The sequence below is a fragment of the Micromonospora sp. NPDC049204 genome (assembly GCF_040647935.1).
In the GTDB taxonomy this organism is placed as follows: domain Bacteria; phylum Actinomycetota; class Actinomycetes; order Mycobacteriales; family Micromonosporaceae; genus Micromonospora.
The window spans coordinates 377,326-391,672 of the sequence record NZ_JBEZDC010000005.1 but is presented as its reverse complement, the minus strand read 5'-3'; the positions used below and the strand labels follow the sequence as shown (position 1 = coordinate 391,672).

15 protein-coding genes are annotated in these 14,347 nt (G+C 70.7%); 6 read left to right on the top strand and 9 right to left on the bottom strand.

The window, feature by feature from the left end:
- Window positions 1–5 precede the first annotated feature (5 nt).
- Complete coding sequence (locus AB0A90_RS13240; RefSeq protein WP_357246077.1) at window positions 6–689, top strand: hypothetical protein; 684 nt, start codon at window positions 6–8, stop codon at window positions 687–689.
- A gap of 67 nt (window positions 690–756) precedes the next feature.
- Here the strand turns inward: AB0A90_RS13240 and AB0A90_RS13235 are convergent, their stop codons facing one another.
- A complete protein-coding gene (locus tag AB0A90_RS13235; protein WP_357246074.1) occupies window positions 757–1,254 on the bottom strand; it encodes a hypothetical protein in 498 nt (165 codons plus the stop codon).
- 358 nt (window positions 1,255–1,612) lie between these two features.
- Between AB0A90_RS13235 and AB0A90_RS13230 the strand changes: the two genes are divergently transcribed.
- Together AB0A90_RS13230 and AB0A90_RS13225 are read left to right on the top strand one after the other, a co-directional pair.
- A complete protein-coding gene (locus AB0A90_RS13230) occupies window positions 1,613–2,260 on the top strand; it encodes a M23 family metallopeptidase (RefSeq protein WP_357246071.1) in 648 nt (215 codons plus the stop codon).
- Between the two features lie 72 nt (window positions 2,261–2,332).
- Entirely contained in the window at window positions 2,333–2,563 is a 231-nt protein-coding gene (locus AB0A90_RS13225) for a DUF2188 domain-containing protein (protein WP_184183641.1), read from the top strand.
- 52 nt (window positions 2,564–2,615) lie between these two features.
- Here the strand turns inward: AB0A90_RS13225 and AB0A90_RS13220 are convergent, their stop codons facing one another.
- The 4 genes from AB0A90_RS13220 to AB0A90_RS13205 all read right to left on the bottom strand — a co-directional run bounded on the left by AB0A90_RS13220 (window position 2,616) and on the right by AB0A90_RS13205 (window position 6,735).
- On the bottom strand, window positions 2,616–3,620 hold the full coding sequence (locus AB0A90_RS13220) for a hypothetical protein (protein ID WP_357246068.1): 1,005 nt from the start codon (window positions 3,618–3,620) through the stop codon (window positions 2,616–2,618).
- A 16-nt stretch (window positions 3,621–3,636) separates the two neighbouring features.
- Window positions 3,637–4,185, bottom strand: a complete 549-nt coding sequence (locus AB0A90_RS13215; protein ID WP_357246065.1) for a hypothetical protein — start codon at window positions 4,183–4,185, stop codon at window positions 3,637–3,639.
- Window positions 4,186–4,312: 127 nt separating this feature from the next.
- Complete coding sequence (locus AB0A90_RS13210; RefSeq protein WP_357246063.1) at window positions 4,313–5,335, bottom strand: DUF4331 family protein; 1,023 nt, start codon at window positions 5,333–5,335, stop codon at window positions 4,313–4,315.
- A gap of 152 nt (window positions 5,336–5,487) precedes the next feature.
- Entirely contained in the window at window positions 5,488–6,735 is a 1,248-nt protein-coding gene (locus AB0A90_RS13205; RefSeq protein ID WP_357246060.1) for a family 16 glycosylhydrolase, read from the bottom strand.
- Window positions 6,736–7,027: 292 nt separating this feature from the next.
- Here AB0A90_RS13205 and AB0A90_RS13200 point away from each other — a divergent pair, with 292 nt between their 5' ends.
- Window positions 7,028–7,426 carry a hypothetical protein gene (locus tag AB0A90_RS13200; protein WP_357246057.1) on the top strand — a complete coding sequence of 133 codons (399 nt, stop codon included), beginning with the start codon at window positions 7,028–7,030 and terminating at the stop codon, window positions 7,424–7,426.
- A 19-nt stretch (window positions 7,427–7,445) separates the two neighbouring features.
- On the opposite strand, the gene AB0A90_RS13195 is transcribed toward AB0A90_RS13200, so the two are convergent.
- Both AB0A90_RS13195 and AB0A90_RS13190 read right to left on the bottom strand, forming a co-directional pair.
- Complete coding sequence (locus tag AB0A90_RS13195) at window positions 7,446–8,891, bottom strand: aminotransferase class V-fold PLP-dependent enzyme (protein WP_357246054.1); 1,446 nt, start codon at window positions 8,889–8,891, stop codon at window positions 7,446–7,448.
- Window positions 8,881–10,566, bottom strand: coding sequence for an ATP-binding cassette domain-containing protein (locus AB0A90_RS13190; protein ID WP_357246052.1), 1,686 nt, complete (start codon window positions 10,564–10,566; stop codon window positions 8,881–8,883). Before AB0A90_RS13190 ends, AB0A90_RS13195 begins: the two co-directional genes overlap by 11 nt.
- A 138-nt stretch (window positions 10,567–10,704) precedes the next feature.
- On the opposite strand from AB0A90_RS13190, the gene AB0A90_RS13185 reads away from it, so the two are divergent.
- Window positions 10,705–11,097 carry a PPOX class F420-dependent oxidoreductase gene (locus AB0A90_RS13185; protein ID WP_357246049.1) on the top strand — a complete coding sequence of 131 codons (393 nt, stop codon included), beginning with the start codon at window positions 10,705–10,707 and terminating at the stop codon, window positions 11,095–11,097.
- A gap of 6 nt (window positions 11,098–11,103) precedes the next feature.
- Here AB0A90_RS13185 and AB0A90_RS13180 read toward each other — a convergent pair whose 3' ends face one another.
- On the bottom strand, window positions 11,104–11,940 hold the full coding sequence (locus AB0A90_RS13180) for an alpha/beta fold hydrolase (RefSeq protein WP_357246046.1): 837 nt from the start codon (window positions 11,938–11,940) through the stop codon (window positions 11,104–11,106).
- Complete coding sequence (locus AB0A90_RS13175) at window positions 11,937–12,521, bottom strand: WHG domain-containing protein (protein ID WP_357246044.1); 585 nt, start codon at window positions 12,519–12,521, stop codon at window positions 11,937–11,939. Before AB0A90_RS13175 ends, AB0A90_RS13180 begins: the two co-directional genes overlap by 4 nt.
- Before the next feature lie 128 nt (window positions 12,522–12,649).
- On the opposite strand from AB0A90_RS13175, the gene AB0A90_RS13170 reads away from it, so the two are divergent.
- Window positions 12,650–13,828, top strand: a complete 1,179-nt coding sequence (locus AB0A90_RS13170; RefSeq protein WP_357246041.1) for an alcohol dehydrogenase catalytic domain-containing protein — start codon at window positions 12,650–12,652, stop codon at window positions 13,826–13,828.
- The last annotated feature ends 519 nt before the right edge of the window (window positions 13,829–14,347 follow it).

The window sequence follows — 14,347 nt, the reverse complement described above, 5'->3', positions numbered from 1 at the left end:
GCATCATGCGAAGGATCCCTGTCCTGGCGACCGCACTGGCCGCCTGGGTGCTGGCCGGGCCAGCGGTCGCCCCGGCGCAGGCGGCGGCCCCGACGCCGAAGCCGTCCGCGTCGGCCTCGCCGCCCGGCCCGCTGCTCAGCATCACGGTGGACGACGGCCGGACCGAGGTCGCCGCCGGCGACGAGCTGACATACCGGCTCACCGTCCGCAATCTCGGCACCACCAAAGTGGCGGACATCAAGGTCTCGCAGAGCCTGCCGACCGGGTTGACCCTCGTCTCCGCCGACCGCGGAGGCAAGTCTCGGGACGGCGCGGTCACCTGGGACACCGACCTCACTGTGGGTCAGGAGTCCACCTTCACCACTGTGGCCCGGGTCGGTGAGACGCCAAAGGATCTTCTGCGACTCGCCACGGTCGCGTGTGCCACCGCCAAGGACGGCAAGAAGCCACTCGTCTGCGCGACCCACTCCGATCTGCTCCCGGCCGGCGCCGTCGCCCCGGCCGCCGAGCGCTCCGGCATGTCCTGGCTCTGGTCCGCAGGTGCGGTGGTGGCGCTGCTCATCGTCGGCCTGGGCGCGATCGTCCTGCTTCGCCACCGCCGACGCCGGGTTGCGCCCGTGCCCGCCCACTCGGCGTCCCGACCGACCGAGAGCACCGACCGAATGGCCGGCGCGGTCAGTCTGGATTGAGCGAGCCTCGAGCCGCGTCGGCCGCCGAGAGGCGGTTGCCGAGCCGGCGCTTGTCGTACGGCGCCGATCAGCCGACCGAGTGGGTCACCGTTCCGGTGTAGACGCCTACCACCGTGGACGGTGACAGCTCAAAGATCAAGGTCGGGTTCCAGCTGGCCCTGTTCAGTCCGTCACCGGTGGTCCTGCTGAACGCCCTGGGTTCCGTGGCGAGTGGCACCGCCTCGGCCGCGGTGGGCTGACCCGGTACGAGGACGCCGGTGCCGACGTCCTGCGTAGCTGGTCCGGACCAGTAGTCGATCGTGCTGGCCGGGATCGTCTCTTCCGGCGTCCCGCCACCGGTGGTGAAGTCAGTCGCTGTCACGGTCGCCACCCAGGTCGCCGCGAGCTGTGCGCGATCGTCGACGACGGTGACCGTGCCGAGCTGACCGGAGATGCCCTCGTCGGGCGACCCCTGCCCGAGATCTGTGCTCGCCGGCACGATGATGGAGAGTTCGCCGCCGGCGACGACGACGGTGGCCGTGACGTCGCCGGTGCTGTCGGCCCGGGCGGGCGTGGGACAAGCCACCAGGCATGCCGCTCCGATTGCCACGGTCAGTTCAAAGGGCCTGCGCATTGTTGTTCCCGTCATCACGTGCTAATCCGCTGCGTCTCCTTGTACCGAGCCTATCGGCCGTGATCCCTGCGCACTGCCAAAGTGGACATAGTGCAGACCCGCGAATGGTATTACCGCTGGAGCCGGCGCCTCTGCCGAGGACCTAGGCGACTCGGACGGCCGTCGCCGTGCCGGCGGGGCGAATCGATGTTTGCCGGTGACGTTACGGTGACGAGTCCCCGAGCCGGGCTACCAGCAGCCGACCGTGGCGTCCGACGCGGCGGGGAGACCGGGGGCCGAGGTGTTGCCGGGATCTGCCATGCTCGGCTCGATGACGACCGGCCGCCCGCCCAGAGCCCCTTCCCACCGCCGTCCTCGCAGTCGCGCCCTTCGCATCCTCCTCGCGCTCGTCGCGGTGGCGGCCGTCCTGGGCATCGCGGTGGTCGCGGTGCCGATGCTGCGACCGGCCGGCCCGCGCCCGCTCTTCCAGATGCCGGTCTCCTGTGGCGAGACGTGGCAGCTCAGCACCTACCCCGGTCACGACGACTACGACGTGGACTTCTTTCCGATCGAGGGCGAGGCGTGGGGGCGGCCGGTGCTCGCCTCCGCCGCCGGCACGGTCACGGTGGCGGGCATCAACGGGTCGTTGGGCGACCGCACCCCGGAGAACCCGGACGGCCCACGGGGGCGCGGTGGCGGCTACTGGGTGAAGATCGACCACGGCGGCAAGTGGGAGACGCAGTACCTGCACATGCTCGAACCGCCCCTGGTCGCTGTCGGCCAGAAGGTCGCCCAGGGTGACCAGCTCGGGCGGCTCGGCAGCACCGGCAACTCCGGCGCGCCGCACCTGCACTACGAGCAGCGGCGCGGCTGGGACAAGGTCGAGACGTACTTCGACGGCACGGCGTCGGGCATCACCACCGACGAACGTGAACAGATCCTCCGGCGGGTGAGCAACAACTGCCCGGCCGTCTCCTGAGGACCGCGGTTTGCCCGGCCCGGCTCGGGGCACTGACTGGGGGGACAGTTCAGACGCGGAGAGGAGCCGGCCATGGTCAAGGGTGACGTCGACACGTACCACGAGGACGGGCAGTGGAAGAACAAGGCGGAGGGCAACGAGCGGGCCAGCAGCACGCATGACGTGAAGGCTGACGCGCAGGCCCAGGGCCGGGAGATGGCTGCCGACCGTGGCGTCGAACACGTGGTGAAGAAGCAGGACGGCACGATCGGGGAGAAGAACACCTACCCCCGCAGCCGCGACCCCCGCGACATCGAGGGCTGACCGCCCCTTCGCGGACTGACCTCCTCGGCTGCGCCGACGAGGTCAGTCCGCGTCAGCCCAACCGGCGAACAGGCGTGCTTCGTGCCCGTTGTCGACGGGCGAGATACCAGCCGACCAGCGCGACCAGCACCAGCAGTGCCACGATGCCGACCGCGTAGGCGAGCCAGACCGCTCTCGGGGACTTCGCGACCGCCATCGGTGCCGCGACGGGCAGGGTGATCCGTCCCTCCGCCTTCCGTTCCACCAGCCCGCTGGCGAGGAGCACCTGTGCGTCCCAGACGCCCGCTGGCAGGGACTGGTTGACCTCGATGCGGACCATGCCGTTCTGGCCCGGCAGGATCGTCACGCCGTTGGTGACCTTGAACGGCCCGGCCTGGACCGCTCCCTTGCTCAACGTCAGGCGTCCGGTCATGTCCAGCGCCCGCTCGCCGGTGTTGATGACGAGCGCGGTGACCACGGGCAACCCGCCTGTCCCGCGCTCTGCGCCCAGCTCGTCGATGCGAAAGTCCGTCGGCGGCTCACCGCCCGGACCGATGTCGAGGTAGACACGGACACCGACCCGGTGCACCTGCACGACGTTGCCGTTCGGCTTCGTCGCGCTGGTCACCTGCGCCCAGATGGCGGCGTACCGCTCGCCCTTGGACGCGCTCTTCGGGACGGCGATGTCGACCGCGACCGGCTGCCGCTCGCCTGGGGCGAGGTCGACAGTGGGCGTCTTCAGCTTGATCCAGCCGCTGAGCTCGTTGCCCGTGCGGTCATCGGGAATGGTGAAGGCGTTCTCCTCGACCGACGCGCCCCCGGCGTAGAGCTCGATCTTCTGTGACACCGGGGAATCGTTGCGCACCTCGACCCGCCGGCTGATCGTCGCGCCCGGCTTGAGGTGGTCGATGATGTAGACCCGGGCGCGCGGGTCCTCGGCCCGTTTGGCGGGGATGTCCAGCAGTTGGAGGTTGATCGCGGCCGGATCGTCCCCCGGCTCGTATCGCTGCTCCCGCGCGGCAACGGCTGGTGCCGCCGACGCCCCGACCGCTACGAGAGCGACCGAGGCCAGCAGCACCAGCCGGCCGAGCGGCTCAGACCACCGAATGTGTCACCGTCCCGGTGTAGACACCCTCGACGGTTCCGTCCGGAATGTTCACCTGCAGCGTGGGGTTCCAGCTCGCGAAGTTGTTGCCGGTACCACCCGTCTTGCTGAACGCCGTCCGGGGGACATTGATGATTACCGCCTGGGCCGCGGTCGGCTGCCCCGGCGTGAAGGTGCCGGTGCCGGCCGTTCCGGTCGCGTTACCCGACCAGTACAGGACGTTGATGGACGGGATCGTCTCTCCGGAGCTGCCGCCGCCGGTGACGAAGTCCGTGGAGACGACGGTGGCGGTCCAGTTCGGCGTGAGCGAACCGCGCTGGTCCAGGACGGTGACCGGACCCAGCTGGCCGGAGACGGTCGTGCCCTCCACGCCGTTTCCGATGTTCGCCGTCGCGGGCACCGTGATCGAGAGGCCGCCGGCGGCGTTGACGGTGAGGGTCACGATCGTGTCGCCGGTCGTGTCCGCGGCGGCTGGCCCCGCGAGGGCGGCGGCTGCGGCGATACCGGCCAGGCCGGCGGCGAGAACTTTCCTGCGCATCAAGTCTCCTTCATCCTGAAATCCCCCATGGGATGCACCGAGAAGACTATGTGCGCAAGGAGCCTAATACCGGATAAATAGGATGCATTCGCCCATCGAGGGACCATGGGCCCGAGCGAGATGAAGGTCAGGCCGGCACCACGTACGGGAAGCTGGCGGCGCGGGCGGCCTTGGTGACCTCCGGGGTGAGGCCGGACGTGGTGCCCGTGTTGAGCACCAGGGAGAACATCACCTCCGGTGCGTTGTCGGCCATGCCGCGCCCGTTGCGGACCGCGAAGCCATAGTTGGCCGCCGTGCCGACCCGGTACGAGAGTAGGTCGGGGTAGAGCTGCCGGGCGACGCTCCACCCGTACGCCTGCGGGTCGGGGGCGGTGCCGTTCGCCTTGACGACGCCGGCGACGGCGCTCGCGATCTCCTCGCCGTTCTCGGAGAGGTCCTTGCTGGGGTGCCGGACGTTGGCGGGGTCGGAGAAGTCGGTGTCGTGCGGCCAGAACAGGGGCCACATCATCGGGTGGCCGGCGCGGTTGATCTGTCGCCACCCGCCGGCGTCGGTGGCCAGCATCGTGCGGCACCAGACGCCGATGTCGGTGCCGTCGCGCAACAGCGGCTCGTCGTGGGAGACCTCGAGGACGATCGACTCGACTGTCGTACCGGCGAAGCTGTTCTTGGCCTGGTCCATCCGCCAGGCCGACCGGTCCACCCGGGCGCCGTTCTTGATCGCGCCGTTGATGGTGGCGAGTTCGTCGAGGTCGACGTAGAACGGGTCGGTGATCCGCCCGGCCCAGATCCGGACGTTGCCGCCGGTCGACACCTCGCCGGTGTGTCCCTCGGCGATGGGAGTGCCCATCGCGGCGTCGTCGCGGGCATCCGCGCCGGCGAGCTCGTACAACTGGAAGGTCTGCCTGCCGTTGCCGTCGGGCTCGCCGAAGGCGAACCGGTAGGTCAGCCCCTCCATCTCCGCGCCGTTGAAGTGGATCTTGATCTCGTACCGCGCCTCGGCGTGGAAGCCGCGCTTGATGTCCGCCTTCGTCACCGAGCTGTTGACATCCATGACGAACACCGTGGCGCGGTCGCCGTTGAAGACGTACAGATCGTCGATGTAGAGCTGGCCGCCCTGCGCGGCGAGGGGGGTGTCGAGATGGTGCGACATGAGCTGACTCCCGAAATGCCGGATTCTGGACGTATCCGAACATAGCGGGGCGTCACGCGGTCCTTTGTCCTATCGAGGTAAACCCGAGCACCGGACGGTGGTGGGCCATCCGGAGGTGCTGTCGGACGGCCCACCCGCTCGTGTCGGTGTCCTCAGACGCGGGACCACTTCTGGTTGGCGGCCCCGATGCAGTCCCACAGGTGCGGCTTGCCGCCGTTGTTGGGATTGGCCTCCCGCACGTCCACACACCTGTTGGCGTTGACGTTGACCAGGTCGCCGGCGCCGTTGAGGGTGAAGCGCTGCGCGGTGTTGCCGTTGCAACTGACCAGGTTGACCTCGGTGCCGTTCGCCGTGCCGGCCCAGGCGGGGTCCATGCACTTGCCCATCGCGCGGACCGTCCCGTCGGAGGCGAAGGTCCAGGACTGGGCCGCGGTGGTGTTGCAGTCCCAGATCTGGAGCTTGGCGCCCTCGACCGGGTTGGCGCTGGGGATGTCGATGCACCGCCCGCTCTGCGCGCCCCGGATCCGGCTGGTGCCGGGAGTCGGCTCGCCGCCGCCGGAGGTGTAGCTGGACACCCGGACGTAGTCGACGAGCATCTGCTGCGGGAACTGCGTGGAGCCGTCCGGGTAGCCGGGCCAGTTGCCGCCCACCGCCACGTTGAGAATCATGAAGAAGGGGTGATCGAACACCCAGCGGTTGCCGCCGAGCCGCGCGGGGTCGACCCGGTGGTACTGGACCCCGTCCAGGTACCAGGTGATCACGTTCGGCTCCCAGTCCACCCGGTAGGTGTGGAAGCCGTCGGCGAGCGGCGCCCCGATATTGCGGCTGCCGGTGATGCCGCCGCCGCCGGAGTAGCCGGGCCCGTGCACGGTGCCGTACACGGTGTTGGGCTCCCGGCCGATGTTCTCCATGATGTCGATCTCGCCGGCGTCGGGCCATCCACCGCCTGTGCCGAGCATCCAGAACGCCGGCCAGATGCCCTGGCCGCGTGGAATCTTGATCCGGGCCTCGAACCGGCCGTACGTCTGGGTGAAGGTGGCCGCCGACAGCAGCCGCGCCGACGTGTACTCGCAGCGCCCGTAGTGGCACTGGTAGTTGGCGGGATTGTCCCGGCGGGCCGTGATGACCAGGTTGCCCTGGCCGTCGTGGACGGCGTTGCTGGTGCTGCTGGTGTAGTACTGCCGCTCGTTGTTGCCCCAACCACTGCCGCCGATGTCGAAGCGCCACTTGTTCTGGTCGACGGGCGTGCCGGCCGGGGAGTTGAACTCGTCCTGCCAGCTGATCGAGCCGATGGCGGCCTCGGCTCGGTCGGGATGGGCCGGGACGAGCGCCGCGGCGGTCGCGACGAGGGCGACCGCCAGGAGTACGAGGGGACGAGACCGGGTGCGGGCTGTGAACACGGGAGGCTCCTCGGCGGGGAGTGGTGGAGGCTACGCGGCGAAGGGCGGAGAGCGCTCTCTAGAAGAGAAGCATGTCGATATGGTGTCTTTCTGTCAAGAGTGTTTCCAATACACCCGCAACGCCCTTCACGCCGTTGCCGTGGCCGTCGGGCGGGGGTTACTCGATAGCGGTCGAATCGACCCTTCCTATTGCCGTGGGGTGTCCACCCGGGACAGGATGGCGAGGCGTGCGGGAAACCTTCTCGTAACCCGCGCGCTGCTGGTCTCTGTCACAAGGAAGTGGGAGTCAGTCATGAGCGACGCGTCGACGGCGCTGGGTGTGCGCCTCTACCCGGATCTGGTCGAGCGAGGTGGTCTGGCCCCCGCGCTCATCGACACCGCCGCCCGCCACGGGCTCGAACTCGGCCAGGTCACCGCCCCCGAGCAGGGGCGCGGCCGTTTCACCTGCGCGGAGTTGCACTCCGGGCAGGGTGAGGTCTGCGTGAAGCTGGGATCGCAGGCCCGCTACTTCATGATCGATCTGCGGGTGTCCGGCGAGGTGCTGGCGCGCGGCGACGTGATGGACCTGTTGCAGGTCGCCAAGGTGGCCGCGGCCTGGCAGGCCGGGCTGACCATCGCCGAACTCACCGCCCAGTTCCCGTTCATGGAGGAGATCAGGCACCGCCCGGCACCGGTGGTCCAGGTCAGCTAGCCGCGCCGCCTCGTCCGCGTCAACACCGCAACCGCGGTGGCAGCGACGCCTCGACGCCGGCACCACGGTCCAGGTAGGTCGACTGGACGAAGGCGACGAACCGTTCCGCGTCGGTCGCGGTGGACGCCAGCCCGAACGAGACACGGACGGCGCCGCCCGTCGGCAGGCGCAGCGCGGCAAGGTACTGGTCGATCGTGTCGACCTGCGCCAACAGCCGCCGCCGCACCGAGTCCCGGCTGATGCCGAACGCGCCCTCGCCCGCGCCCGGGTTGCAGAAGCAGCCGGTTCGCAGGGCGAAGCCGGCCTCCGCCGACTCCCGCGCGACCAACCGCTCGTCGACCAGGGCACCGTCCGGGTCGCGCAGGTTGAACGTCACCGTGCCGCCACGGCCCGCGCCCGTCGTCGGCCCGTACACCTGCACCAGGGGTTGACCGCTGGCGTGCCGCAGCGTGGTCAGCCGCGCCAGCAGCCACTCGGTGAGCAGACCGACCCGGGCGTGCACGAGGTCCACGCCGATCGAGTCCAGCCACCGCAGTCCGAACTCCACGTCCGGGATGCTCAGGAAGTTGAGCGTGCCGTCCTCGAACGCCGACTCGTCGTCCATCGACCGGTGCCAGTCACCCTGCACGCTGACCGCGCGGATCGTGCCACCGGCGAACCACGGCCGGCGCAGTCGGGCCAGCGCGTCGCGGCGGGCCAGCAGCGCGCCGATCCCGGTCGGGTAGCCGAAGAGCTTGTACCAGCTCAGACACACGAACTCCGGCCGGACGACGCGGAGGTCCAGCCGATTCGTCGGCGCGAAGGCGGCAGCGTCGAGCAGCACGTCGTAGCCGTGCTGGTGGGCCACCTCCACCCAGTCCAGCGGGTGCCGCGCGCCGGAGAAGTTGCTCTGCGCCGGGTAGGCGAACAGGCCCCGACCCCGCCGCGCGCCACGGCCGGCGTGCAGCACCGTGGCCAGGTCCGACTCCGCGACCCGCAGCTCCGGCCCACTCAGCGGTACGTAACGTACGGCCGCGCCGGCCGCGCGGGCGTACTCGCGGATGCCGTTCACCGAGTTGTGGTTGTCCCAGGTCAGCACGAGCGGAGCGGTGCGGCCGAAGTCGTACGCCTCACCGACCAGTCGGCAGGCGCCGCTGGCGTTCGGTGTGAAGACCACCGCGTACTCGGACGGGTCCGCGTGGAAGAAATCGAGAACCGCGCGTCGTGCCGACTCCACCAGGGAACCGGCCGCCGCGCTGCCGGGGTTCTCCGAGTGCGGGTTGCCGTACAGGCCGGCCAGCAGCCGGTCGTGATGCTCGCGTACCTGGGCTCGCGCCACGACCCCGGCACCGGCGTAGTCGAGGTACACCTGCCCGGCGGTGTCCAGGTGGCGGTACTCGGTGGCGCGCAGCTCGTCGATCCGGCCGGTGGCGGCGTATCCCGGCAGCGCCGCGGGGGAGGCGTGCGGGATCAGTTCAGGACGCATGACGGGAGTCCCGTCGGGCCAGCACCGCCCAGGCGGCGACGAGGAAGAGCACCGTGAAGCCGCCGAGCACCAGCCAGTTCACCCAGACCGGCCGGGAGAAGCTGTCACCGTACGTGGCCAGCAGCGGCGGGCCGAGCGGGGAGCCGCCGTCGCGCCAGAGCCGTTCCACCCCGGCGGTGTGCCCCAGACCCTCGAACGCCCAGCGGTTCGACATCGCGACACTGAGCCACTGACCGCCGACCGCCATGGCCGGCACCGGCAGGATGGCACCGACGAAGAGCACCTGCGGAAAGCAGAGCATCGGCAGCAGCAGCGTCGCCTGGGCCGCGTCGGAGACCGCCGCCGAGCACAGCAGGCCGAGGGTGAGTGCCGCCGCCGAGGAGAGCAGCAGGGTCGCGTACAGGGCCGCGAAGTCGGTGCCGACGACCGGCGGCAGCCGGTCGATCCCGCGCAACACCCCGAGCAGCGCCAGGTCCACCAGGGCCAGCAGCGGCAGCAGCACCGCGACCTTACCCAGCAGGTACGGCAGCAGCCGGACACCCGCCAGTCGCTCCCGGCGCAGGATCGGCAGCTCGGTGCAGATCTGCAGTAGCCCGTAGGTCAGCCCGAAGAAGAAGCCGCCGAACGCGATCCAGAACAGGATCATCACGGTCACGGTCGGGCTCGGTCGGGTGGGCTCGAACGCCCCCGGACGGAACAGCAGCGCGAACATGCCGAGCACCAGCACCGGTGAGCCGAGCAGGATCGCCAGGGTCAGTCGACTGCGGACGACGATCTCCACGTTGCGCGCGGTGAGGACGGCCCACTGGCGCAGCCGGCCGACCCGCCGGGGCGCTGGCAGGGCGCTGTCACCGTCGCCGATCGCACCGGCCGCCGGGCTGGCGTCACGCCGCGCGGCGAAGCGGTCGGGCCACTCGGCCGGATGTGCCGCCTCGTCGAGCCGCAGGTGCACCTCGACGAGGGACGGCAGGTCGAAGAACTCCCGGGCGGCGGCGGGCGTGCCGGTGAACGCCAGACGGCCCTGACGGGTCAGCACGACAACCCGGTCGCAGCGGTCCACGTCGGTGATCTGGTGGGTGGTGAGCACCACAGTGGTCCCGGAGTCGGCGAGCGTACGCAGCACTCGGAGCAACTCCACGGCGATCGCCGGGTCCAACCCCGAGGTGGGTTCGTCCAGGAAGAACACGCCGGGCCGGGTGAGCAGCTCGACGGCGATGCTGGCGCGTTTGCGCTCGCCACCGCTGAGCAGGCCCACCGGGGTGTCGGCCCGGTCGGTGAGGCGCAACTCGGCGAGCACCTCCGCGACTCGGTGGGTGGCCTCGGCCGGCCCGGTGCCGGGCGCCAGACGCAGCCGGGCGGCGTAGCGCAGGGTGCGGGCCAGGGGTAGCTCGCGGTGGATGATGTCGTCCTGCGGGACGAAACCGACCGCTCCCGCCGGGGCGGTGCCGTCGTAGGTCACGGCGCCCGCCGTCGGTCGCCGTACCCCGGCCAGCAGTTCCAGCAGACTGGTCTTGCCGGCCCCGCTGGCGCCGATGATCGCGACCAGTTCGCCAGGTGCGATGGCCAGCGAGACGTCGGCCAGGATCTGGCGACCGCCCCGGACGCTCTGGCCCAGGGCACTGGCGGCGATGCCGACGCCGGTACGTGACGGAGAGGTGGTCTGCTCGGTCGTCATGTCGGGTGCCCGATCCGGTCGGGGGAGTGGTCCGCACGAACATCGTCCCCTGCCGATGCTACTGAGTGACAACGCAGTTTTGTGCGACCGTTGGCCGGTGATCACCACACGGTTGGTCACGCGGAAGGGGACTGTCTCGTGGATCTGCCCGATGACCTGCTCACGCTGCTGCGCGAGCCGAGCACCTGCTTCGTCACGACGCTGATGCCCGACGGCTCGCCACAGCTCACCCAGACCTGGGTGGACACCGACGGCACGCACATATTGATCAACACGGTGGAATCCCACCAGAAGACGCGGAACGTCCGGCGGGACCCACGGGTGGCGGTGGCGATCTCCGACCCGCAGAAGCCGGGCCGCTACCACGAGGTTCGGGGGCGGGTGGTGGGGGCCAGCACCGAGGGCGCCGCCGAGCACATCGACACGTTGGCGCAGCGCTACCTCGGTGGGCCGTACCCGTGGTTCGGTGGCCGGGACCAGGTCCGGATCATCCTCACCATCGAGCCCGACCGGGTGCGTTCGATGGGCTGACGGCGGTCACCGTTTCGCGGAGTCACCGGCGAAGAACTGCCGCAGGGCGTCGGCGACCAGGGTGGGTGCCGTCATGGTCACGAAGTGCGACTGGCCCGGCCAGACGACGTGGCGGGCTGCCGGAATCGTCCTGGCGAGAGCGTTCATCGTGGTGGGCATCGGCTCCCAGGTGTCCGCGCCTGCCAACAGGAGAGTCGGCACGGCGATCGCGGACCACCGCGCGATGTCGGTGCTGTCCTGCGCGAGGGCCTCGAGATCGTGCAGCCAGCCGATCGCCGAGCGGCGCGCCTCGACCGGGTCGGGCACCCGATCGGCCGCGCCGGCGGCGATCGCGGCGACGATCTCGGCCGGGACCCGCGTCACGTCGTTCAGAACCGCTGCCATCGCGGCGGCGTCGTCGCGCTCGAAGGCGGCACGGTACCGGTCGAGCAGCGGCACGATCTCCGCCCCGGCCGCGAAGAGCGGTGGTTCGAAGATGGCCAGGGAGCGGACGTGGCGCGGATCGGCCAGGGCGGTGTGCAGCGCCACCGTCGCTCCGTAGGACGCGCCGACGAGATGGACCGGTCGACTCGAGGATTGGCGGGCCGCCTCGATGACGGCGTGCAGGTCGGCGGTCTCGTCCCGGAAGGATTTTGTGCCGGCCGGGACGTCACTGGGGCCGTAGCCGCGCCGCGCCGGCAACCACACCTCGTGGTCGTGGGCGAGGTGCTCAGCCACCGTGGCCCAGGAGTGCAGCCCGCCACCCGAGCCGTGCACCAGGATGACGGGGTCTCCGACGCCCAGGCGTCGCACCACCAGGCGGGTGCCGTCGGCCGACTCGGTCGACTGGTCACGACTGTTCACTGCTGCTCCCGTCTGTGGGTTGGCCAGGTGCTCAAGGTGGTGTGGACCGCGTCGAGGATCGAGTGCCACGACGCGTCCACGGCGCGCGGATGCCCGAATCCGTCGACGACTTCGAGACTCGCGAAGCCGTGCAGGGTGCTGCGGACGAACCGCATCGCGTCGGTCAGCGCCGGCTCGGCGAGCCCGTAGCCGCGCAGCATCGCGTAGCTCAGCTCGATCAGGCGCAGATGCCCGGCCGAACTCGTGCCGACCTCGGGCGGAAGCGGGAGCTGCGTCGCGGCGTACTGCCCCGGGCGCGCCACGGCGAACGCGCGCCAGGCGTCGGCGAACCCGACGAGAGCCCGGTGGCCCGATCGTCCGGCCACGGCCATCGCGAGCTCGTCGGCGAGCGCGGCCGCCGCCCGGACGGCGACCTGCTCGATCAACGCGTCGCGACTGCGGACGTGCACGTACAGCGCGGCGTCCGAGACGCCGAAGTGCCGGGCCACGGCCGCGACGGTCAACCGGGACAGGCCGACGGCGTCCGCCAGTTCGGCCGCGGCGGCCGACACGCGCGCGCTGGTGAGTCCCTGCCGTGGCATCCCGAACCTTTGTCTCGCTAGGAAGTAACTTAGGAGCCCTAAGATAGCACCGCGCTCCAACGCCCCCGGGCATGAACGGCCCGGTCGGGGGAAGACCGGCTCTTTCGTCACCGAACAGGAGACCCGGGATGCGAGCCGTCGTCTACACCGACGTCCGGACCGTCGCGGTGCGGGAGGTGCCCGACGCGACGCTGGAGGCGGAGACCGACGCGCTCGTGCGCATCACCTCCACCGCGCTGTGCGGCACCGACCTGCACATGTACGACGGACGGACCGGTGCCACCCCCGGGCTGGTGCTCGGCCACGAGCCACTGGGCGTGGTGCGGGAGGTGGGCCGGGCGGTGCAGACGGTCCGGCCGGGCACCCGGGTGGTGATCCCCACGCACCTGTTCTGCGGGACGTGTGTGATGTGCGCCCGAGGGCTCTCGGCTGCCTGTCTGCGGGCGCGGGCGGAGGGGCCGGGCGCGGCGTACGGCTACGCCGGGATGGGCCCCTATCGCGGTGCCCAGGCCGACCTGCTGCGCGTGCCGTGGGCCGACGCCAACTGCGTACCCGTGCCCGGTGAGCCGGGGGACGGGTACGAGGACGACTTCGTGCTGCTGGCCGACGCGTTCGTCACGGGGTGGCACGCCGCCGCCACCCTCGCCGGGGTCGAGCCCGGTGACACGGTGGCCGTCTTCGGGGCCGGAACCATCGGCCTGCTCGGCGCCTACGCGGCGCTGCTGCGGGGCGCCCGGGTCGTCTACTGCGTCGACGGTGTCGACGCTCGGCTGGACAAGGCCGGGGAGATCGGTGCCGTGCCCGTCGACTTTCGCCGGGGGGATCCGGTCGAGCAGATCCGCGCCGACCGGGCGCGGGTGGGGCTGCCGCTCGGGGAGGAGAAGCTGGGCGGAGTCGACAAGGTGATCGACGCGGTCGGGTTCCAGGCCCGCGACCGGGAGCGCCCCGACCGGGAACGCCCGGACCAGGTGATCGCGGACGCCGCCCGGCTGGTCAACCCCGCCGGGGCGATCGCGGTCGCGGGCGTCTATCCGGAGAAGGACCTGCGCCCCGGACCCGGCGCGGACGCCCACGAGGATCTTGTCGCACCGTGGGGGACGCTGTTCGCCAAGGGCGTCGCCGTCCGGTTCGGCCGCACCCACGACCGCCGCTACACCGTGCTGCTGCGCGACCTGGTCGTCGCCGGTCGCGCCCGGCCCAGCGTCGTCGTGACCCACCACGGCACCCTGGCCGACGCGCCGGAGTTGTACCGCCGCTTCGACCGCCGCGACGACGGGGTGATCAAGGCGGTGCTGCGCCCGAGTTGACCGGTCGGCACCGGGGCGTGAGCCGTCGGATGGCCCCCGATCCGCCCTTAAGGGACGTTAAGCCACGGATCCGTCTCCTGGTGGCGGCCCTGAGGCGACGATCATCGTCGATCCGTCCCGGCGATTGAGGCGCGGGTCACACCCCCGCCCGGCGGTCGCCGAGCCGTTCCGGGCGCGGCGTCGGTGTCGCGGTTTCATCATGATCATTCGATGGTGCCGAGCGCGCGGCGTGGCACCCCCTTTCCGGCCTGCCGCGGATCGTGGCTGGTCGCGGGCCTGTCGAGGAACAGGGGAGCCGGGCGCGGCGTTGTCTCCATTTGACAACGTTGCCACCGACGGGCCAAGGTGCCGGGAGGGGCTGCGGAGGCGGCTGTGACAGGCGAAAACTGTGCGTCGTCGATATTGCCGGATTGTTACATTTTCAACAGTCCCTCGCCTTGCGGATGGCCCTTCGGCCGCAATACGTTGCCGACAACAACAAAACCAAGTGAAGGTTCAACCTTCCGGAGGCAACCGATG